This window comes from Zoogloea sp. 1C4, assembly GCF_009469605.1.
In the GTDB taxonomy this organism is placed as follows: Bacteria; Pseudomonadota; Gammaproteobacteria; order Burkholderiales; family Rhodocyclaceae; genus Zoogloea; species Zoogloea oryzae.
In genome coordinates this window covers 47,461-69,070 of sequence record NZ_SSXU01000002.1, presented here as the reverse complement: position 1 = coordinate 69,070, position 21,610 = coordinate 47,461, and the positions used below count along the sequence as shown (strand labels likewise).

General features: G+C 67.6%; 18 protein-coding genes. 8 read left to right on the top strand and 10 right to left on the bottom strand.

The features are described 5' to 3' along the window. Positions 1 to 14: 14 nt before the first annotated feature. Positions 15 to 332, bottom strand: coding sequence for a DUF2322 family protein (locus tag GH681_RS02845; protein WP_153159947.1), 318 nt, complete (start codon positions 330 to 332; stop codon positions 15 to 17). 93 nt (positions 333 to 425) lie between these two features. Further along, entirely contained in the window at positions 426 to 1,793 is a 1,368-nt protein-coding gene (gene purB / locus GH681_RS02840) for an adenylosuccinate lyase (RefSeq protein WP_153159946.1), read from the bottom strand. 104 nt (positions 1,794 to 1,897) lie between these two features. Here purB and GH681_RS02835 point away from each other — a divergent pair, with 104 nt between their 5' ends. From GH681_RS02835 to GH681_RS02825, 3 genes are all read left to right on the top strand, one after another. Further along, positions 1,898 to 2,428: a TIGR00645 family protein gene (locus GH681_RS02835; protein ID WP_153159945.1), complete on the top strand. Its 531-nt coding sequence runs from the start codon at positions 1,898 to 1,900 to the stop codon at positions 2,426 to 2,428. A gap of 18 nt (positions 2,429 to 2,446) precedes the next feature. After that, complete coding sequence (locus GH681_RS02830) at positions 2,447 to 3,994, top strand: fumarate hydratase (RefSeq protein WP_153159944.1); 1,548 nt, start codon at positions 2,447 to 2,449, stop codon at positions 3,992 to 3,994. 172 nt (positions 3,995 to 4,166) lie between these two features. Next, complete coding sequence (locus tag GH681_RS02825; protein ID WP_153159943.1) at positions 4,167 to 6,713, top strand: MASE3 domain-containing protein; 2,547 nt, start codon at positions 4,167 to 4,169, stop codon at positions 6,711 to 6,713. Between the two features lie 12 nt (positions 6,714 to 6,725). On the opposite strand, the gene GH681_RS02820 is transcribed toward GH681_RS02825, so the two are convergent. After that, the gene (locus GH681_RS02820; protein ID WP_153159942.1) at positions 6,726 to 7,049 is read right to left on the bottom strand and encodes a transcriptional regulator; all 324 of its coding nucleotides are present in this window, start codon (positions 7,047 to 7,049) and stop codon (positions 6,726 to 6,728) included. Then, positions 7,049 to 7,990: a sodium-dependent bicarbonate transport family permease gene (locus GH681_RS02815; RefSeq protein WP_153159941.1), complete on the bottom strand. Its 942-nt coding sequence runs from the start codon at positions 7,988 to 7,990 to the stop codon at positions 7,049 to 7,051. Before GH681_RS02815 ends, GH681_RS02820 begins: the two co-directional genes overlap by 1 nt. A gap of 111 nt (positions 7,991 to 8,101) precedes the next feature. On the opposite strand from GH681_RS02815, the gene GH681_RS02810 reads away from it, so the two are divergent. The 5 genes from GH681_RS02810 to GH681_RS02790 all read left to right on the top strand — a co-directional run bounded on the left by GH681_RS02810 (position 8,102) and on the right by GH681_RS02790 (position 14,937). Continuing rightward, positions 8,102 to 9,034, top strand: a complete 933-nt coding sequence (locus GH681_RS02810; RefSeq protein ID WP_153159940.1) for a LysR family transcriptional regulator — start codon at positions 8,102 to 8,104, stop codon at positions 9,032 to 9,034. Positions 9,035 to 9,071: 37 nt separating this feature from the next. Then, a complete protein-coding gene (locus GH681_RS02805) occupies positions 9,072 to 9,848 on the top strand; it encodes a hypothetical protein (protein ID WP_153159939.1) in 777 nt (258 codons plus the stop codon). A 55-nt stretch (positions 9,849 to 9,903) separates the two neighbouring features. After that, on the top strand, positions 9,904 to 11,334 hold the full coding sequence (locus GH681_RS02800) for a sigma-54-dependent Fis family transcriptional regulator (protein WP_228111760.1): 1,431 nt from the start codon (positions 9,904 to 9,906) through the stop codon (positions 11,332 to 11,334). A gap of 166 nt (positions 11,335 to 11,500) precedes the next feature. Then, on the top strand, positions 11,501 to 12,901 hold the full coding sequence (locus GH681_RS02795) for a GntP family permease (RefSeq protein WP_153159937.1): 1,401 nt from the start codon (positions 11,501 to 11,503) through the stop codon (positions 12,899 to 12,901). 32 nt (positions 12,902 to 12,933) lie between these two features. After that, complete coding sequence (locus GH681_RS02790) at positions 12,934 to 14,937, top strand: acyl CoA:acetate/3-ketoacid CoA transferase (RefSeq protein WP_153159936.1); 2,004 nt, start codon at positions 12,934 to 12,936, stop codon at positions 14,935 to 14,937. A gap of 12 nt (positions 14,938 to 14,949) precedes the next feature. Here the strand turns inward: GH681_RS02790 and GH681_RS02785 are convergent, their stop codons facing one another. The 6 genes from GH681_RS02785 to GH681_RS02760 form a co-directional block, all read right to left on the bottom strand. After that, entirely contained in the window at positions 14,950 to 15,255 is a 306-nt protein-coding gene (locus GH681_RS02785; RefSeq protein ID WP_153159935.1) for a PilZ domain-containing protein, read from the bottom strand. Positions 15,256 to 15,405: 150 nt separating this feature from the next. Beyond that, entirely contained in the window at positions 15,406 to 15,870 is a 465-nt protein-coding gene (locus tag GH681_RS02780; protein WP_153159934.1) for a hypothetical protein, read from the bottom strand. An 8-nt stretch (positions 15,871 to 15,878) separates the two neighbouring features. Further along, entirely contained in the window at positions 15,879 to 17,057 is a 1,179-nt protein-coding gene (flgL, locus tag GH681_RS02775; protein WP_153159933.1) for a flagellar hook-associated protein FlgL, read from the bottom strand. Positions 17,058 to 17,074: 17 nt separating this feature from the next. Beyond that, complete coding sequence (flgK, locus tag GH681_RS23550) at positions 17,075 to 19,405, bottom strand: flagellar hook-associated protein FlgK (RefSeq protein ID WP_153159932.1); 2,331 nt, start codon at positions 19,403 to 19,405, stop codon at positions 17,075 to 17,077. 82 nt (positions 19,406 to 19,487) lie between these two features. Then, positions 19,488 to 20,459 carry a flagellar assembly peptidoglycan hydrolase FlgJ gene (flgJ, locus tag GH681_RS02765; protein WP_153159931.1) on the bottom strand — a complete coding sequence of 324 codons (972 nt, stop codon included), beginning with the start codon at positions 20,457 to 20,459 and terminating at the stop codon, positions 19,488 to 19,490. A 1-nt stretch (position 20,460) separates the two neighbouring features. Beyond that, on the bottom strand, positions 20,461 to 21,609 hold the full coding sequence (locus tag GH681_RS02760; RefSeq protein WP_153159930.1) for a flagellar basal body P-ring protein FlgI: 1,149 nt from the start codon (positions 21,607 to 21,609) through the stop codon (positions 20,461 to 20,463). Between the last annotated feature and the right edge of the window lies 1 nt (position 21,610).

Sequence of the window (21,610 nt, the reverse complement as noted above, 5' to 3'; positions counted from 1 at the left end):
AGCGCGAAAACCGCTCAGGCGGCAAACACGTGCTTCACCCGCAGGGTCTCGCCCCGCTCGACGAGGCCGATCAGGCGGTCGATGTTGGGGTGCTTGCCCGGATTGAGGCGCGCGTCCTCGCTGTGCTCCGAGTAGATCTCGATGCCCTGGGCGGCGGCCGTCGGGGTGATGGCGCCGTGGATCTGGGCCAGGTGGTTGTACACCGCCAGCGAGCCGGCCTGGCCGGGCTTGTTCTCGATGGTGGCCACCACCTCGTCGCCAGCACCCAGCAGCTGGATCGAAGCCAGATGCGATACGCCCGGCAGGGCCTTGAGCTTGTCGGCAAAAGCCATGGATGAATCTCCGCAATCAGGTTGAAACTGAAACGCGAAGGGCGACCATCGTCGCCCTTCTGCCCATGCCGGCACCTGCGCGCCGGCGGGAACTCAGATGCGCTTGGCCAGCTCGGCGGCCTTACCGATGTAGCTGCCCGGGGTCATCTCGAGGAGGCGGGCCTTCTCGGCTTCGGGGATCGCCAGGGTGCCGATGAACTGCTGCAGCGCTTCCTTGGTGATGCCCTTTCCGCGGGTGAGCTCCTTGAGCTGCTCGTAGGGGTTGGGCACGGCGTAGCGGCGCATGACGGTCTGGATCGGCTCGGCGAGCACTTCCCAGCAGGCGTCGAGGTCGGCGGCCAGGCGGGCCGGATCGGCTTCGAGCTTGCCCAGGCCACGCAGGCAGGAGTCGTAGGCCAGCACGGCGTAGCCGAAGGCGACGCCCATGTTGCGCAGCACGGTGGAGTCGGTCAGGTCGCGCTGCATGCGGGACACCGGCAGCTTGTCGGCCAGGTGACGCAGCACGCTGTTGGCGAGGCCCAGGTTGCCTTCGGCGTTCTCGAAGTCGATCGGGTTGACCTTGTGCGGCATGGTGGACGAGCCGATCTCGCCGGCCTTCAGCTTCTGCTTGAAGTAGCCCAGGGAGATGTACATCCAGATATCGCGGCACACATCCAGCACGATGGTGTTGGCGCGGGCGGTGGCGTCGTACAGCTCGGCCATCGCGTCGTGGGGTTCGATCTGGATGGTGTAGGGGTTGAAGGCGAGGCCCAGGGATTCGATGAAGCGGCCGTTGAAGGCTTCCCAGTCGAACTCGGGGTAGGCCGACAGGTGGGCGTTGTAGTTGCCCACGGCGCCGTTGAACTTGGCGGTCAGCTCGACGCTCGCGATGGCCTTGCGGGTGCGGCGCAGGCGATACACCACGTTGGCCATTTCCTTGCCCAGGGTGGTCGGGCTGGCGGGCTGGCCGTGGGTGCGGGAGAGCATCGGCAGGTCGGCGTGCTGGTGGGCCAGCTCGACGAGGCGGGCGATGATCTTGTCCAGGGAGGGCAGCAGCACGTCGTCGCGGCCGTCGCGCAGCATCAGCGCGTGGGAGACGTTGTTGATGTCCTCGGAGGTGCAGCCGAAGTGGATGAACTCGGTGACGCGGGTGACTTCGGGGTTGTGGCCCAGGCGCTGCTTGAGCCAGTACTCCATGGCCTTCACGTCGTGGTTGGTGGTCGCCTCGATGGCCTTCACGGCTTCGCCGTCGGCGACCGAGAAGTTGGCGATCACGCCGTCGAGCTCGGCGATGGTGGCGGCGGAGAACGGCGCGATCTCGGCCAGTTCGGGCGCGGCAGCCAGCGCCTTGAGCCATTCGATCTCGACCTTCACGCGGTTGCGGATCAGGCCGAATTCGGAGAAGTGCTCGCGCAGCGCGGAGACCTTGGATTCGTAACGGCCGTCCAGCGGCGACAGCGCGGTGATGGGTTGCAGGTTCATGCGTAAAGCCCTTGAGGCAGAAAAGCAAAGTTCTCTATTTTACCGCCTTGGAGCGCGCTTCGCCGATGATAAAATCCGGGCTCCCCAACTGCTGTGCCAAACCCATGAGAAAAGGTCCGCAACTTCTCGAGAACTTCATTTTCTGGAGCCGCTGGCTCCAGGCGCCGCTGTACCTCGGCCTGATCGTCGCCCAGGGCATCTACGTGTGGCTGTTCATGGCCGAGCTGGGCCACCTGGTGAGCAACGTCATCAACTCCGGCGGCCACATCAGCGAAACCGAAACCATGCTGGTGGTGCTCGGCCTGATTGACGTGGTGATGATCGCCAACCTGCTGATCATGGTCATCATCGGCGGCTACGAGACCTTCGTCTCGCGGCTCGATCTCGAAGGCCACCCGGACCAGCCCGAGTGGCTGTCCCACGTGAATGCCGGCGTGCTCAAGATCAAGCTCAGTACCGCGATCATCGGCATCTCGTCGATCCACCTGCTCAAGACCTTCATCAACGCGGCCAACCTGCCCGAGAAGGCCATCATGTGGCAGGTCATCATCCATGTCGTGTTCCTGTTCTCTGCCCTCGCCATGGCGTGGGTCGACAAGATCATGAACCAGACCGTTCTGCTGTCAAAACACTAAAGAGAGGGAGCCTCACCCATGACCGCAATCAAGCAGGAAGACCTGATCCAGTCCGTCGCGGACGCCTTCCAGTACATCAGCTACTACCACCCGCTGGACTACATCAAGGCGCTGGGCGAAGCCTACGAGCGCGAAGAATCCCCCGCCGCCAAGGACGCCATCGCCCAGATCCTCACCAACTCGCGCATGGCCGCCGAAGGCCACCGCCCGATCTGCCAGGATACCGGCATCGGCATGGTGTTCATCAAGGTCGGCATGCAGGTCACCTGGCCGGACGCCACCATGAGCGTCCAGCAGATGATCGACGAAGGCGTGCGCCGCGCCTACGCCAACCCCGACAACCCCCTGCGCGCCTCGGTGCTGGCTGATCCGGCCGGCGCCCGCAGGAACACCAAGGACAACACCCCGGCGGTGGTCCACTTCGAGCTCGTCCCGGGCCACCACGTCGAGGTGATCTGCGCGGCCAAGGGCGGCGGCTCCGAAGCCAAGTCCAAGTTTGCGATGCTCAACCCGTCCGACGATCTGGTGGATTGGGTCCTCAAGAAGATCCCCGAAATGGGCGCCGGCTGGTGTCCGCCGGGCATCATCGGCATCGGCATCGGCGGCACGCCCGAGAAGGCCATGCTGCTGGCCAAGGAATCCATCATGGCCCCGGTCGACATCCACGACCTCAAGGCCAAGGCCGCTGACGCCGCCGCCAAGGGCGAAAAGCTGACCCGCGCCGAAGAGCTGCGTCTCGAACTCTACGAGAAGGTCAACGCGCTGGGCGTCGGTGCCCAGGGCCTGGGCGGTCTCACCACCGTGCTCGACGTGAAGGTGCTCGACTACCCCTGCCACGCCGCCAACCTGCCGGTGGCCCTGGTACCCAACTGCGCCGCCACCCGTCACTGCCACTTCCACCTGGATGGCTCCGGCCCCGCCAAGATCGAGCCGCCGAAGCTTGAGGACTGGCCCGCCGTCACCTGGACGCCGGATCTCAAGTCCGCCACCCGCGTGAACCTCGACACCCTGACCAAGGAAGAAGTCGCCGCCTGGAAGCCGGGCCAGAAGCTGCTGCTCAACGGCAAGATGCTCACCGGCCGCGACGCCGCCCACAAGCGCATCTCCGACATGCTGGCCAAGGGCGAGCCCCTGCCGGTGGACTTCACCAACCGCGTGATCTACTACGTCGGCCCGGTGGACCCGGTGCGTGACGAAGTCGTCGGCCCCGCCGGCCCGACCACCGCCACCCGGATGGACAAGTTCACCCGCATGATGCTCGAGAAGACCGGCCTGATCTCCATGGTTGGCAAGTCCGAGCGTGGCCCCACCGCCATCGAAGCCATCAAGGACAACAAGTCCGCCTACCTGATGGCCGTCGGCGGCGCCGCCTATCTGGTGGCCAAGGCCATCAAGTCGGCCAAGGTCGTCGGCTTTGCCGACCTGGGCATGGAAGCCATCTACGAGTTCGACGTGCAGGACATGCCCGTCACCGTGGCGGTCGATTCCTCCGGCACCTCGGTGCACAACACCGGCCCGAAGGAATGGCAGGCCAAGATCGGCAAGATCCCGGTCACCGTCGCCTGATTCTCCGCTTCGCAAAAAACCCGACACGCGTGTCGGGTTTTTTTCGTCCGGGGCACGGTCAAGGGTCAATACCACCCGCGACAGGGCCGATAATCGGATCAACTGCGTCCGGCTGCGCCTGCGGCCCGGACGCGCCAATGAGCAAATCGTCACCCCCGAGGACGAGCGCCTGATGCCTGCACCCGCCGAGCAACCCGTGGGGCCTACCCCCACGCCCCTCAACGACCTGAAACGTGCCGCGCTGTGGCCCGGGGCATTGCTGCTGCTTTTCCTGATGATCGGCCTGCTGCCGTCATCCGATTTCGGCATTGGTCGCTACCTGCCGCTGCACACCGCGATGGAGACCGGCGCCATCGTCGTGGCGATGCTGGTGTTCGGCATCGTCTGGAACGCCTACTCCGACGAACGGCCTGGCAACGTGGTGCTGCTGGGCGTGGTGCTGCTGGGCACGGCCCTGCTCGATTTCGGCCACATGCTCGGCTACCGGGGCATGCCCGATTTCATCACCCCGGCGAGCCCCCAGAAGGCCATCGTGTTCTGGCTGGCAGCGCGCCTGCTGGTGGCAGCCGGCCTGCTGGTGGCCGCCCTCCGACCGTGGCAGCCGATGCTGGAGACACGGCACCGCTACCGGCTGCTGGTGGGCGTGCTGGCCTACGTGGCCCTGCTCTACGCCCTCGAACTGCTGACACCCGACCACCTGCCGGCCTTCTTCGTGCCCGGCAGCGGGCTCACGCCGCTCAAGGTGGCGCTCGAATACGGGCTCGTCCTCATCTACGGCGCCGCGGCACTGGTGTTCGCCTGGCGGGCGGTGCACGGGGCGGCCTTCAATGCCGCAGATCTCTTCGCCGCGTCGGCGGTGGCGATGCTCTCCGAGCTGTGCTTCACCCGCTACGTGTCGGTGAGCGACAGCTACAACTTCATCGGCCACCTGTACAAGATCATCTCCTACGGCTTCATCTACCGGGCGGTGTTCGTCGAGAGCGTGCGCCAGCCCTTCCAGGCCCTCAGCCGCGCCCTCGACAACGAAAAGCACTGGGCCGCCGAACAGCACTCGCTGGTGCGCACCCTCGACATGCTCGAAGAGGCCGTCATCGAGCTGCGCCCCGACGGCACCATCATCAACGCCAACAGCGGCTGGTGGCAGCTGGCCGGCCGCGCCCCCGGCACCTACCCGCTTCTCGACTCCGTCCACCCGGAAGATCAGGCCGCCTTCGCGGGCTGCCTCAACAGCCTCGCCGACGGCACCAAGGACGAGTTCCACGGGCGCTTCCGCTTCGTGGGCGACGCCGCCTACGAACGCTGGATGGAGTGCCGCTTTGTCACCGAACTGACCGACGCCGGCAAGATCGTCGGCATCCGCGGCGTCCTGCGGGACATCACCAAGACCTACCTGCAGGAACGTCACATCGCCCACATGGCGCTGCACGACGCCCTCACCGGCCTGCCCAACCGGGTGCTGCTGGAAGACCGCGTCTGCAAGACCATCCAGCTGGCCCGCCGCAACCAGGATCGGGTCGCGGTGTGCTTCATCGATCTCGACCACTTCAAGAACATCAACGACGCCTATGGTCACAAGGCCGGCGATGCGCTGCTGCTGTCCATGGCCCAGGCCCTCGAGAAGAACCTGCGCGACGGCGACACCGTGGCCCGCTGGGGCGGTGACGAATTCGTCGCCCTCCTGCCCGGCATCGTCAACATCGAGGACGCCCGGCAGGTGGCGCGCAAGCTGCAGAAGGTGATGCCGCGCAGCTTCGCGGTGGCCGGCCAGCCGATCAACGCCACCTTCAGCATGGGCATCGCGATGTTCCCCGACGACGGCGACAGCGTCGAATCCCTGCTGGCCCACGCCGACCGGGCGATGTTCTACGCCAAGTCCCAGGGGCGGAACAACTTCCAGCTGTTCTCTGAGATGTCGGCCAAGGGCCTCGGCAAGAAGGAGCTGTACATCCAGGCCAAGCTCGCCGACGCCATCCAGGGCGGGCAGATCGAGGTGTGGTTCCAGCCCCAGGTGCGCACCGAACGCGACGCCGAAGGACGCCACCGCCTGGTGGGCATCGAGGCCCTGGCCCGCTGGCACGACAACGATCTGGGCTGGATCTCCCCGGCCACCTTCATCCCGATGGCCGAGAGCCTGGGCCTGATCGCCGACCTCGGCCAGCGGGTGACGACCCTCGCGCTGGCCCAGTTCCAGCGCTGGCACACCCGCCGGCCCGAACTGCACCTGTCGCTCAACATCTCCAAACGCCAGCTGTTTGCGCCGGAATTCGTCAGCGGGCTGATCCACGAAGTGAGCCGGCACGACCTGCCCACCTCGGCCATTGTGCTGGAGATCACCGAATCCGTCGCCCTGCTCGAAGTGGAGTTCGCCGAGGAGCGCCTGCGCCAGCTGGTGGACGCGGGCTTCATCCTGTCGATCGACGACTTCGGCACCGGCTACGCCTCGCTGTCCCAACTCCACGAACTGCCGGTGCAGGAGCTCAAGATCGACATCTCCTTCGTCCAGCGGGTGCACACCCCCGACGGCCTGCGCATCCTGCAGGCCATCGTCCAGCTGGGCCGTGCCCTCGGGCTGCGCACGGTGGCCGAAGGCGTCGAGGACGCCCAGACCGCCACCACCCTGAGCGAGCTCGAAGTGGACACCCTGCAGGGCTATCACTTCGGCCGGCCGGTGCCGGCCCGCGTCCTCGAAGAGCTGCCGGCCTTCGCCGACCAGGACTGAGCCCTGCCAGGCTCAGCCCGGCGCGCCGCGAAACTTGTCCGGGCGCAGCACGGCCACGTCGGTCACGAACATCACCATGCCGTAGTTGGCCGAGTAGCCGGCGTGGAGCGTATCCACGATGGCCTCGGCGGTCAGCTCGTCGCACAGCACCTCCACGCGGATGTTGGCCGACGCCCCCCACGCCCCGTCGCGCAGGCCGTGGGCGCCCTGCCCGCGGGCCTCGGTGATGGTGTAGCCGCGGGCCCCGAGGCGGGCCAGTTCGCGCACCAGCTCGGGCTCCAGGCTGGCTTCGCAGATGATGGTGAGGAGCCTGCGCAGGCTCAGGGGCAGATTCATCAGATCACTCCGGCAAGGTGGCTGGCGAGCCAGTGGTAGGTCGGCACGCCGACCAGCAGGTTGAACGGGAAGGTAATGCCCAGCGACGCGCCGATCGACAGGGCCGGGTTGGCCTCTGGCACCGCGATGCGCATCGCCGCCGGCGCCGCAATGTACGACGCGCTGGCGTACAGGGTGGCGAGCAGCATCGCGCCGCCCACCGAGAAATCCAGCAGATTGGCGGTGAGCACCCCCAGCAGGCCGCCCGCCAGCGGCATCAGCACCGCAAACACAGCCAGGAAGACCCCCGCCCGGCGCAGGTCGGCCAGCCGCCCGGCGACCACCAGGCCCATCTCCAGCAGGAAGAAGGCCAGCATGCCCTTGAACAGGTCAAAGAACACCCGGTCGAGGGGCTGGATGCCTTCCGGCCCGGCCAGCCAGCCGATCAAGAGGCCACCGCCCAACAGCACGATGCTCTTGCCCGCCAGCACCTCGTGGAACAGCTTGCCCCAGCGGGTGTCCGCCGCGCCCCGGCGGGCCAGCGCCACGCCCATCACCAGGGCCGGCAGCTCCAGCAGCGCCAGGAAGACCACCATGTAGCCCTCGGCCGGCTCGCCGCGGCTGGCCAGATAGCTGCTCGCCACAGCAAAGGTGACCACGCTCACAGACCCATAATGGGCAGCAATCGACGCCGCATCCGCCCGCGGCAGGCGACCCAGCCGCTGCAGCACCGGAAACGCCGCGAGGGGAATCAGCAGCGCCACCGCCACGATTACCAGCGCCGGCAGCGCCAGATCGGCCACGTTGTGGCGCGACAGTTCGACGCCGCCCTTCAGGCCGATGGCGAGGAGCAGGAAGATGCTCAGGGCCTCATACACCACGCCGGGCAGCTTGAGGTCGGAACGCACGATGCCGGCCACCAGGCCGAGCACGAAGAACAGGATGACAGGTTCGAAAGGCATGCTTGGATCGGGCAGCCGCCCGCAGACAACAGAACACTTGCAAGCTTGGGGGCGGTGCAGCATAAAATCCAATTAAAGCTTTTCGACAAACCAATAAGCCATAACTTATACATGCGCCGCCGCATCACCTTCCGCCAGCTCGAAACCTTCGCCGCCGTGGCCCGCCTGGGCAGCTTCAGCCGCGCCGCCGAGGCCATGCACCTCACCCAGCCCGCGGTGTCGATCCAGCTGCGCCAGCTGGCCGACACCGTCGGCATGCCGCTCTTCGACCAGACCGGGCGCGAACTGCGCCTCACCGCCGCCGGCGACGAGCTCCTCGCCACCGTGCGCAACCTCGATGACGTGTGGAACCGCTTCGACTCGGCCATCGACGAGCTACGCGGCCTGCGTCGCGGCAAGCTGCGGGTGGCGCTCGTCACCACCGCCAAGTACTTCGTGCCGCGCATGGTCGGTGCCTTCTGCCGGCGCTACCCGGATGTCTCCATCGAGCTGGAGATCGCCAACCGGGCCAAGATCGTCGAGCGCCTGCGCCGCAACGAGGACGACCTGTATGTGATGTCCTACCCGCCCGACGACCTGGACATCGTCGTCCATCCCTTCCTCGACAACGAGCTGGTGGTGCTCGCCCCCCGCGACCACTGGGCCGCAGGTCGGCCGGTGACGCTGGCCGAACTGGCCGGCGAGCCCTTCCTGCTCAAGGAGCCCGGCTCCGGCTCGCGCCACGCGGTGGACGCCTTCGCCGCAGCGGCCGGCGTGCAATTGCGAGTACGCCTGTCGCTGGCCAGCAACGAGGCGCTGCTGGAGCTCGCCGGCACCGGCATGGGCCTCACCGTGCTGTCGCGCCACGCCCTGGGCGAGCGCCTGGAGGCCGAGGGGCTGTGCGTGCTCGACGTGGCGGGCTTTCCGCTGCATCGCCCGTGGAACGTGGTGCATCTGCGCAGCAAGGTGCTGTCGCTGCCGGCCCGGGCCTTTCTCGACGAGCTGCGCCAGGCCCCGGCCCTGCCTGCCGTGGACAGCCCCGGGGCCGGCATCGCTAGAATGTGATCGCTTCGCCATCTGCCCCTGCCCCCCACGCCTGACCATGTTCCGCAAACTGCGCATCGCCATCCTGCTGTTCATCCTCGTCACGGTTGCCGTCGGCGCCTGGCGCGCCGGCGCCCAGGCCACCGACTGGAAGCACTCGGTGCACACCACGATCTACCCCATCATGGCCGACGATTCGCCGGTCACCCGCCAGATCGTCGAGCGCCTGCACCCCGACGACTTCGCGCCCATCGGCGAATGGCTGCAGGAAGAAGTGCGCCGCTACGGCCGGCCGCTGCTGCGCCCGGTGGCGATCAACCTGGCGCCGCCGGTCAATGCCCTGCCGCCGCCGCTCCCGGAAGGTGGCAGCCGGCTGTCGGTGGCCCTGTGGAGCCTGCAGCTGCGCTACTGGGCCTGGCGCCACGACGCCGCGCCGGGGCCGCGCCCGGAGATCCGCCTGTTCGTGCTCTACCACGACCCGGCCCGGACGCCCCAGCTCGACCACTCCCTCGGCCTGCAGAAGGGCCTGATCGGCGTGGTGAAAGTCTTCGCCAGCCGCGACGAGCGCCAGCGCAACGCGGTGGTGATCGCCCACGAGCTGCTCCACACCCTCGGCGCCACCGACAAGTACGATCTGCAGACCCTTCAGCCGACCTACCCCGACGGCTACGCCGAGCCCAACCGCCAGCCGCGCCACCCCCAGGCCCTGGCCGAGATCATGGCCGGGCGCATCCCGGTTGCCGAAGGCCGCGCCGAAGAGCCGGACAGCCTCGCCGACACGCTGATCGGCCCGCAGACCGCCATCGAGATCGGACTGCAGCCGCGCAGGCATTAGCCACGTCAGGTGCGCTATGCTTGACGAACGAGAACAAGAACGAGGCAGGAGACCGATGGCACCAGCACCCTTCGCGGCGGAGGCCGAACGCATCCGCCGGCACGTGAACGACACGCTGCTGGCCGCCTTCTCCGAGCTCTCCGAGGGCATCCTGATCGTCGACCGCGAAGCCCGCATCGTCTGGATGAACGAGCAGTACCCGCGCCACTTGGGCATCGCCGATCCGGCCTCGGTGATCGGCCTGCCGGTCGAGGACGTGATCCCCAACAGCCTGATGCGCAACGTGGTGGCCAGCGGCAAGCCCATCATGCTCGACGTGATGGAGTTCGGCAGCGAATCCTTCGTGGTGATGCGCCTGCCGGTGCGCGACAGCGCCGGCGAAATCATCGGCGGCGTGGGGGTGATGATCTTCGACGACCCGCGCCAGCTCGCCCCCTTGCTGTCGCGCTTCCAGAACCTGCGCCTCGAACTCGCCGACACCCGCCGCAAGCTCGACGAAGCCCGCCGCACCCGCTACACCTTCGCCAGCTTCGTGGGCACCAGCCCGGCCTGCGTGGCCGTCAAGGACAAGGCCCGCCGGGCCGCCCGGGCCGTCTCACCGGTGCTCATCCTCGGCGAGACGGGCACCGGCAAGGAGCTCCTCGCCCAGGCCATCCACGCCGCCAGCCCCCGGGCCGACGGCCCTTTCGTGGCGGTGAACATCGCCGCGATCCCCGAAACCCTGCTCGAAGCCGAGTTCTTCGGCGTCGCCCCCGGCGCCTACACCGGCGCCGACCGCAAGGGCCGCAGCGGCAAGTTCGAGCTCGCCCAGGGCGGCACCCTGTTCCTCGACGAGATCGGCGACATGTCGCCGGCGCTGCAGGCCAAGCTCCTGCGGGCCCTGCAGGAGAAGGAGATCGAGCCGGTGGGTTCCAACCGGCTCATCCCCATCGACGTGCGCATCATCGCCGCCACCAGCCGCAACCTGCAGAAGGACGTGGACGAAGGCCGCTTCCGCGCCGACCTGTTCTACCGGCTCAACGTGATGACCCTCGACGTGCCGCCGCTGCGCGAGCGCATCGACGACCTGCCGCTGATCGCCGAATGCCTCACCGACAGCATCGCCCGCCAGCTGGGCGAACCGCCCCGCAGCCTGTCGGCCGACGCCATCGCCTGCCTCGCCGGCTACACCTGGCCGGGCAATGTGCGCGAGCTGTCGAACATGCTCGAACGGGCGCTCCTGCTGTCCGACGCCGACCGGCTCGAAGCCCGGGATTTCGAGCACCTGCTGCCCGCCGCGGCGCGGGCCACGCCCGCCCCGGCCAAGGCCAGCCCCACGCGCACCCTCGACCAGATCCAGCAGGACGCCGAGCGCCGGGCCATCGTCGACGCCATCGCCAATGCAGGCGGCAACAAGGCCCAGGCTGCGCGCATACTGGGCATCTCCCGCGCCTCGCTGTACGAGAAGATCGCCGCCCTTGGCCTCGGCAGCGCCGCCAACACCTGACGACAGCACCGCGACACCTGTCCGAGGCACCAGACACCCTGCCCGGCGCCACGGACACAATGCACCGCAGCAAAAATACGTTTTCCTTATGAATCAATAAGTAAAAACACTGGCATGGTTTCTGCGCATACATCGCCGCAAACCCATAACGGAGGAGATTCCAACCATGTCATTCCTGATCGTATTAGCCTCGCTGTGCTTCCTGATGTACATCGCGTACCGGGGCTACAGCGTCATCCTCTTCGCGCCGGTGGCGGCCCTCGGCGCGGTTCTCTTCACCGACCCGACCCTCGTCGCCCCGATGTTCACCGGCCTCTTCATGGACAAGATGGTCGGCTTCGTCAAAAACTACTTCCCGGTCTTCCTGCTCGGCGCCATCTTCGGCAAGGTCATCGAGCTCTCCGGCTTCTCCAAATCCATCGTCTCGTCGGTCATCAAGCTGGTGGGCGCCGAGCGGGCGATGCTCTCCATCGTGCTGGTGTGCGCGCTGCTCACCTACGGCGGCGTGTCGCTGTTCGTGGTGGTGTTCGCGGTGTATCCCTTCGCGGCCGAGATGTTCCGCCAGGGCGGCATTCCCAAGCGCCTGATCCCCGGCACCATCGCCCTGGGCGCCTTCTCGTTCACGATGGATTCCCTGCCCGGCACGCCGCAGATCCAGAACGTCATCCCGACCACCTTCTTCAAGACCAACATCTACGCCGCCCCGGTGCTGGGCGTGATCGGCTCGATCTTCATCTTCGTGCTCGGCATGGCCTACCTGGAATGGCGTCGCCGCGCCGCTGCCGCGGCCGGTGAAGGCTACGGCACCAACCTGGTGAATGAACCCGAACCCTTCGACGACAAGGAAAAGCTGGCCAACCCGATCCTCGCGGTCCTGCCGCTGGTGCTGGTGGGCGTCACCAACAAGCTCTTCACCGACCTCATCCCGACCATCTACGGCAAGAGCCACAGCTTCGTGCCGGCGGTGATCGGCAAGGCCGCCCCGGTGGTGCAGGACGTCTCCAAGATCGCCGCCATCTGGGCGGTGGAAGGCGCGCTGCTGGTGGGCATCCTCACCGTCATGGTGTTCGCCTGGAAGACCGTCGCGGCGCGCTTTGCCGAAGGCACCAAGGCCGCCGTCGGCGGCGCCCTGCTGGCGTCGATGAACACCGCGTCCGAATACGGCTTCGGCGCCGTGATCGCCGCCCTGCCCGGCTTCCTGGTGGTGGCCGACGCCCTCAAGGTGATCCCCAACCCGCTGATCAACGAAGCCATCACCGTCACCACCCTGGCCGGTATCACCGGCTCGGCGTCGGGCGGCATGGGCATCGCGCTGGCCGCCATGTCCGAAACCTTCATCAGCGCCGCCAACGCCGCCGGCATTCCGCTGGAAGTGCTGCACCGGGTCGCCTCGATGGCCTCCGGCGGCATGGACACCCTGCCCCACAACGGCGCGGTCATCACCCTGCTGGCCGTCACCGGCCTCACCCACAAGGTGGCCTACAAGGATATCTTTGCGATCACGATGATCAAGACCAGCGCGGTCTTTGCGATCATCGCCACCTACTACCTCACCGGCCTCGTCTGAGACGCGGCGGACCTTCAGGCACAGGAGTCGCCATGAACACCAGCCAGAACCCCGTCACCACCGCGCTACCCACCGCCGGCAACGGCAAGATCGTCTCGGCCCGTGAAGCCGTGCGCCTGATCCGCGACGGCGACACCGTCGCCACCGGCGGCTTCGTCGGCATCGGCTTTCCCGAGAACATCGCCGTCGCGCTGGAGGAGTACTTCCTCGAGACCGAAGGCGAGGACATGCGCGGTCTCGGCGCCCCCCGCAACCTGACGCTGGTGTACGCCGCCGGCCAGGGCGACGGCAAGGATCGCGGCCTCAACCACCTCGGCCACGACGGCCTCGTCGCCCGCGTCATCGGCGGCCACTGGGGCCTCGTGCCGCGCCTGCAGCAGCTGGCCGTGGCGAGCCGCATCGAAGCCTACAACCTGCCCCAGGGCGTGATCACCCACCTGTTCCGCGACATCGCCGCCGGCAAGCCCGGCACCCTCACCCGGGTGGGCCTGGGCACCTTCGTCGATCCGCGCTTCGGCGGCGGCAAGCTCAACGAGCGCACCACCACCGACATCGTCCGGCTGATGGAGATCGACGGCGAGGAATACCTGTTCTACAAGGCCTTCCCGATCAACGTGGGGATCATCCGCGGCACCACCGCCGACGCCGACGGCAACATCACGATGGAGAAGGAGGCCCTCACCCTCGAGGCCCAGGCCATCGCGATGGCCGCGCATAACTCGGGCGGCATCGTCATCGCCCAGGTGGAACGCATCGCCGAGCGGGGCAGCCTCAACCCGCGGCAGGTGAAGATTCCCGGCATCTTCGTGAACTGCGTGGTGGTGGCCGAGAAGCCCGAATACCACATGCAGACCTTCATCGAATCCTACAGCCCGGCCTTCGCCGGCGAGCTGCGGGTGCCCATGTCGGCGGTGGCGCCGATGGAGATGAGCGAGCGCAAGATCATCGCCCGCCGCGCAGCGCTGGAGCTGCGTGCCAACGCGGTGGTGAACCTGGGCATCGGGATGCCCGAGGGACTCGCCGCGGTGGCCGCCGAAGAGAAGGTGACCGACCTCATCACCATGACCGCCGAACCGGGCGTGATCGGCGGCGTGCCGGCTGGCGGGCTCAACTTCGGCGCGGCGATCAACCCCCAGGCGATCATCGACCAGCCCAGCCAGTTCGACTTCTACGACGGCGGCGGGCTGGACATGGCCTTCCTGGGGCTCGCCCAGGCCGACCGCGAGGGCAACCTCAACGTGTCGCGCTTCGGGCCGCGGCTGGCCGGCGCCGGCGGCTTCATCAACATCAGCCAGAACGCCAAGAAGGTGGTCTTCGTGGGCACCTTCACCGCGGGCAACCTGAAGGTGGCCATCGAGGCCGGCAAGCTCATCATCGAGAACGACGGCTCGGCCTCGAAGTTCGTGGAGCAGGTGGAACACCGCACCTTCAGCGGCCCCGAGGCCAACCGGCGCGGCACGCCGGTGCTCTACATCACCGAGCGCTGCGTGTTCCGGCTGGGGCCCGACGGGCTGGTGCTCGCCGAGGTGGCGCCGGGCATCGACATCGAGCGCGACATCCTCGCCCGGATGGATTTCCGCCCGCAGATCCCGGCCGAGCCGGCGCTGATGGACCCCCGCATCTTTGCCGACGGGCCGATGCACCTGCGCCCGGATCTGCTGGAGATGCCGCTGGACGAGCGGCTCTCCTACGACCCGGCCGGGCAGCTGTTCTTCGTGAATTTCGAGGGGCTCAACCTGCGCACCAGCGCCGACATCGAACGCATCCGCGTGGCGGTGGAAGGGCGGCTGGCGGCGATCGGCCACAAGGTGGCGGCGGTGGTCAATTACGACCGCTTCAGCATTGCGCCGGAGGTGGTGGATGAGTACGCGGCGATGGTCAAGGCGCTGGTCGAACGCCACTACACGCAGGTCACCCGCTACACCTCGAGCACCTTCCTGCGCCTGCAGCTGGCCGGGGCTTTCGACCGCAGCGCGACACCGGGCCAGCTTTACGCCGATGCTGGCGCGGCCCACGCGGGGCTGCGCCAGCGCTGACCCGACCGGGCGCTACTTGATGATGTCGACGATCTCGACGCCCATCTCGTAGAGCCCGGCCTGTTCCAGACCGTGGCAGCGACGCACGCGCACCCGCGCGTGCAGCGGCTGGAACGGGCCACCCATGTCGGGCGGCAGCACGGCGATCTCGAAGACTTCATCCATCTGGGGCACGTGGGTGGACCGGATGGTCAGGCCGCCGACGCTGAGGTCGACGCAGGTGCCGACAACGGCCTGCGTGGAATGGGGGAGCTTGATGCCCACCTTGCAGCCGAGGGGGATGCGGCGATCCCGGCGGCGTTCGGTCATGCGGTCCATGTGCGCTTTCGATTGGTTGTGCCTGCGATGGGCGCACCTTACGGAAGTCCTACCGGCGTCGCAAGGTTCAGAGACGCTTGCAGGCGGCAGCGCGAAACCGGCACAGATGAATCAAACTGAAAAAACGATAGGTACAGATGCGCGCCCGGCTCAGGGCGCCGAATTGGCCACGTCCCGGGGCGGCACCAGCCGCACCAGCCGCACCTCGCCGTAGGCCACGCGCTGGGCGAAGGGCCGGCCGCTCTCGATGCCCATCTGCCACCGCACCACCTCGTAGGCGCCAAAGCCCGGCTGGCCCGCCAGCTGCGCCGCCCGGCGGGCGAACACCTGACGCGCCTCGCCGCCGCCGCCGCTGTGCATCGCCTTGTGGCGCAGGGCCATGATGTAGTGGTCGTCGGACTGGCGGGATTCCTCGATCGTCCAGTTGGGCGCGAAGGGGTCGCTGACGATGTACACGGCGGCCGCCGCGGCACCGAAGGGTGCCTTCAGGAAGCCGGCATCCTGCACCAGCAGCGCGGCCGCAGGGACGAGGCCCCACTCCTTGGCCGGCATGTTCTCGCAACCGGCCAGGAGCGCGGCGAGGGCCAGGGCGATAACGGGCGTGCGGCGCGTCATCACATCAACTACAGATAGTTGAACAGCGACAGGTTGCTGACCTTCAGGAAGCTCTGCTGAGCGGCTTCGAGGAAGGTCTTCTGCTGGGTGAGGTTGCTCACCGCCTCGGCGTAATCCACGTCCTCGAGCCGGGACAGGGCCTGGTTGTACTGGAGGTCGAGGTCGCTGCCGATGTTCTGCTGGGTTTCCACTTCGACCATCCGCGAGCCGACGCCGGACTGGACCCGCGAGATGTTGTCCTGGGTGGCATCCATGCTGGCGATGGCCTGCCTGTTGCCGAAGGCGATGGCCGACGCGTTGCCCGACTTGAGCGAGGTGACGAAGTTGCCCAGCACGTCGAAGGCGCTGGCCACGGTGGAGACGTTGAAGCTGTCGCCCGACGCGGGCGCGCCGTCGAGGCTGAGGGTGACGCCGCCGAAGCTGAGGGTGGTGCTGGTGCCGCTCGTCGAGGAGGTGACGGGCACGGTGGCGCCGGTGGTGGCATCGACCACCGAATAGGCCGGGCCGGAAGCGACGTTCACCGCGTAGGCGTGGCCGTTGTAGCTGCCCGCCAGCGACAGGCCCGACACCAGCGCCGAGCCGGTGTTGGCGGCGCTCGACAGCGCAAAGCCCGAGCCCGGCGAGGCGTGGATGGCGTTGAAGATGTCGTCACCGGAGGTGGTGATCGGGAGCTCCCGCGAGGCGGAGATCTGCAGCGTGCGCGCGCCCTGGTCGCCCTGGTACTGGACGCCGGCCGCGAGCGAGCCGGAGAACGGCAGGCTGTTGCTGCGATAGCCGCCGAACACGTAGTCGCCGGCCGAATCCTGGCTGTTGGCAACCCCGAGCAAGGCATCGAACTGCTGGGCCACGTCTTCGCCGATGGCGGCGTGCTCCCTGGCGGAGTAGGTGCCGTTGCCCGCCTCGACCGCGCGGGTGCGCACGTAGGTGACGATGTCGGTGGCGGCCATCAGCTTGCTGTCCACCAGCTTGAGGGCGTCGCCCGCATAACCCTGGTTGCTGGTGTAGAGGGCGTTGACGCTCTTCGACTGGGAGACTTCCAGCGCCCGCGCCGAGGCGACCGGGTCGTCCGACGGACGCAGGATGCGCCGGCCGGTGGAGACCTGCTGCTGGGTGTCGAGGAGCTGGGCGCTCTGCCGTTGCATCTGCGCGACGCCCGTGTCGTAGATCATGCCCGTGGTGACTCGCATGATGATGTTCCTTCAGGTTATTGGCCGAGGGCCAGCACTTGGTCGAAGAGCTTGGAGGCAACGCTCATCACCTTGCTCGCGGCCTGGTATGCCTGCTGATAACGGATCAGATTGGCCGCTTCTTCATCGAGATTTACCCCAACAAGGGATTGCTGCGCACTCGAGGCCTGCTGGACCAGACTTTCCTGGGCGTCGCGATTGACGCCGAGCTCCCGCGCCTTGTTGCCCACGGCACTCACCAGCTGGGAATACACCGACTGGAAGGTGGCCGAGGGCTGGCCGGAGGCGGACAGCAGGGTCTTGGTGGTCTGCAGGTTGCCCAGCAGCACGGCGTTGCGGCTGTCGGAGACGCCGGCGGTGTTGGCGCCGATGTTGAAGCGGTCATTCACGGACGGGGCGCCGGAGACGGTGAAGGACACCTCGGACACGAAATCGGTGCCGCTCATGTGGCCGAAGGCGATGCTCATCCCGCTGCTGTAGGGCACCGGCGAGCCGACGGTCTGGGTGCCATTGAGCGGGGTGTAGGCGACGGCCATGCCGGGGGGCAGGTTGCTCACCGTGAGCATGCCGCTGCTGTTGTAGCTGAGGGTGGTATAGCCGGCCTTGAGGGCGGTGAGGTTGGTGGTGTCGGACACCACCGGGGCGCTGATGGCGGCGGTGCCCTTGTTGGGCGTGCCGCCCCGCAGGAGGAAGCTGTCGCCCGCCGCCGGGGTGCCGGTGAAGGAGAACGAGACGTCCTGCTGGTTGGTGGTGGCGCCGGTGGCGTGCCACAGGCCAACGGTCATCCCGGGGGTGTAGGGGATGCTGGACAGGGCGCTGGGGCCGACGACGGTGCCGCTGGCGTCGGTGTAGCTGACCTTCATCCCGCTCGGCAGGCCGGAGATCGACAGGGTGTCGGGGCTGGCGCTGAAGCTGAACACGGTGTTGGCGGCCGCGAGGCTGGCGAACTTGTCCGAGCTGAGCACGGCGGGCGCGCTGATGGAGGCGGTCGCGCTGCTGCCGATGGTGCTGAGCAGGCCTTGGGAGCCGGCGCTGCTGCTGATCGGGGCGGCGGCGGCGATCATCCGGGTGTCGGTGATCGCGACGCCGAAGGTGCCGGCCACGTAGCGGGTCGGCTGGATCAGGAAGCTGTCGCCCACGTTGGACGAGGTCGGCTTGTCGATCCTGAGGCCGACGCCGGTGTCGGTGGGGATCGTGGCGCCGTCGGAGACGCGGGTCAGCTTGTAGTTGCCGACGGTGTCGGTGAAGGTGATGCGGTAGTCGTCGCCGGTGAGCTTGGAGATGTCGTCGTAGTGCACGTCGTCCTTGCTGAAGGCGGTGGAGGCCAGCGCGTTGCGGGTGACGTAGATGTCCGGCTGGGTGAAGAAGTCGGTGCCGAGGTTGCCGTTGAGATCCTGGCCGAGGGCGTGCTGGGCGTTGAAGGCGGTGGCCATGCCCACGGCGATCAGGCCGAGCTGGTTCTGGGCCGCGTCGAGGGACGAGGTGCGCATCGACAGCAGGCCGCCGAGCTTGCCGCCGCCGAGCAGGCTCTCGGGGATGGGGATGGCGCTGCCATTGGACGCGATGATATTCACGTCGAGCCGGGTCGGATCGGACAGCGAGGGCCGGGCGTCGAGGTTGGTGGCGTTGGTGCCGATCACCAGCGGCTGGCCGGTGCCGATGAACACCGACATGGAGCCATCGTCGGCGACGTTGGTGGACACGCGGACCAGTTTGTTGAGCTCGCTGATGAGCAGGTCGCGGGTGTCGAGCAGATCGTTGGCGGGCTGGTTGGAGCCGGCCTGCTGGGCGATGATGATCTTGTTGTTTATCTCGGCGATGTCCTTGGCGTAGCTGCTGATGGCGCCGACGGTCTCGTCGATCTGGCTTTCCACACCGGAGCGCACGTCGTCGAGGCGCTCGGAAAGGTTGTGGAAGCGCGCCACGAGGCTCTGGGACGTGGAGATCATCGACTGGCGGGCCGGCACGCTGGCCGGGTTGGCGGCCACTTCCTGCACGCCACTGAAGAACGACTGGATCGCCGGGGTGAGGCCCACGGTGGCATCGGCCAGCATGTTGTCGATCTGGCTGATCTCGGTGTTGTAGGTGTCGTACTCGCTGAACTTGGTGTCGGCGGACAGCACCTGGTTGGTCAGGAAGGCGCTGTAGGCGCGCTTGACCGTATCGACCTTGGTCCCTTCGCCGAAGAAGCCGGCGCCGGTGAACATCGCCGGGTTGGTGCTCTGGACGGTGTTCTGGCGGCTGTAGCCGGAGGTGCCGGCGTTGGAGATGTTGTGACTGGTCGTGACCAGGCCCGCCTGGGCGGCGTTGAGTCCGGTGAGGCCAATGCTGAAGATGCTGCTGCCCATGATCCGCGTCCTTGCGTCGGTGGTGTCTGCTCCTACCTATGCAAAAACTCTGCCAGTTTTGAAACCGGCAGCGCGGGCGCGGTCAGGCCGACGGGCTGGCGCTGCTCGAGAGGGCCACGCGCAGGGTGTTGCCGTTGATGATCCGGGCCAGCTTGTCGGCGTAGTGCGGATCGGTGGCGTAGCCGGCAGCCTGCAGGCCGCGGGCGAAGGCGGTGGCGTCGCTCTGGCCCACCACCGCGGCGTAGCGCGGGTTGTTGCGGATCAGGTTGGCGTAGTCGCGGAAGGAATCCGCATAGCTGCCATAGGCCCGGAAGCGGGCGTTCTCGCGGGTCGCGGCGCCATTCACGTATTCGGTAGTGGCGGTGCTCACCGTGTCGCCGGACCAGCTGCGGCCGGCCTTGATGTTGAAGAGGTTGTGGCTGGGCGTGCCGTCGGCGTTCTTCAGTTCGAACTTGCCCCAGCCGGTTTCCAGCGCGGCCTGGGCCACCAGGAAGCGGGCCGGGATGCCGGTAGCGCGGCTGGCCTCGACGGCCTGGGGCCACACCTTCTCGACGAAGGCCCGCGGGCCGGCACCGGCCGGCATGCTGGGGATCATCGGGACGGCAGTTGCCGCAGACGAAGCTGCCGCTCCGGCAGTTTTTGCCGCCTGGCTTGCCGTGCCGGTGGCGGACGGCGACACGGCGCCGTCGAAGCCACGACGGATCGCCGCATCCAGCGGCACCGGGCCGTCGGGCAGCTTCACCTCGCCCTTGCCGGCATTGAGCTGGCGCTCGATCACCTTCGCAAGGCCGATGCCGCCGGCGCGGGTGGAGAGCTGCATCGACATCTGCTGGTCGAGCAGCGACTGGTACATGCGCGTCTCGTCGCTGTCGAACATGCTGCCCTTGGGCGTCGCGTCGCGCATCGACTTGAGCATCTGCTGGACGAAAAGCGCCTCGAACTGGCGGGCGGCTTCCTTGGTCGCCTCGGGCGAACTCTCCTTCGACAGCCGGCGCAGGCCGCCGAGGGTGTTCGGGTCGAGGGCGTTGATCTGGCTGAAATCGGAGGCGGCCACGTCAGATCACCTCAAGCTCGGCGCGCAGGGCGCCGCTGGCCTTCATGGCCTGGAGGATGGCGATGAGTTCGAGGGGGTTGGCGCCCACCGCGTTGAGGGCCTTGACCACGTCGGCGAGGTTGGTGCCGCCCTTGATGTTGAAGATGTTGCCGCCTTCCTGCTTGATATCCACGCCGCCCTTGTTCGTGACCGCTGTCTGCCCGCCGGAGAAGGCGCCGGGCTGGCTGACCTGCTGCTCGTTGGTGATGGTGACGGTGAGGCTGCCGTGGGAGACGGCGCAGTTCTGCAGGGCGACCTTCTGGTTCATCACCACCGAGCCGGTGCGGGAGTTGATGATGACCTTGGCGGCCTGGATGGCGGGGGTCACGTCGAGGTTCTCGAGCTTGCCCAGGAAGGCCACCCGCTGGTTGGGATCTTCCGGCGCGCGCACCTGGATCTGCCGGCCGTCGACGGCCTGGGCGCTGCCGGGGGCGACGGCGTTGATCGCGTCGACCACCTTCTGGGCGGTGCCGAAATCGGTGTTGTTGAGCTCGACGAAGACCGAATCGCCCTGCCCCACCGGGCTGGCGACGGCGCGCTCGACGGTGGCGCCGCTGGGGATGCGCCCGGCGGAAAGGTGATTGACGGTGACCTTGCCGCCCGACGGCGCGGCGCCGCCGGCACCGCTCACCGCGAGGCTGCCCTGGGCCATGGCGTACACCTGGCCGTCGGCGCCCTTCAGGGGCGTCATCAGCAGGGTGCCGCCCTTCAGCGAGCGGGCGTTGCCCATGGACGACACGGTGACGTCGATCTGCTGGCCTGGCCGCGCGTAGGGCGGCAGGCTGGCGGTGACCATCACCGCGGCCACATTCTTGAGCTGCAGCGACTGGCCCGGCGGCAGGGTGACGCCCAGGTTGCCGAGCATGTTGATGATGCTCTGCACGGTGAAGGGGGTCTGGGTGGTCTGGTCGCCGGAGCCATCGAGGCCAACCACCAGGCCGTAGCCGATCAGCTGGTTCTGGCGCACCCCGCCGATGGAGGCGAGATCCTTCAGGCGCTCGGCCTCGACCGACGGGCTGCCCAGCAGGCACACGGCGGTGAGCAGCCCGAGCACGCAGCGGGACAGCGGGCGGGTGACGGTGAGGATTCGGCGGTGGGTACGGCGAGGCATG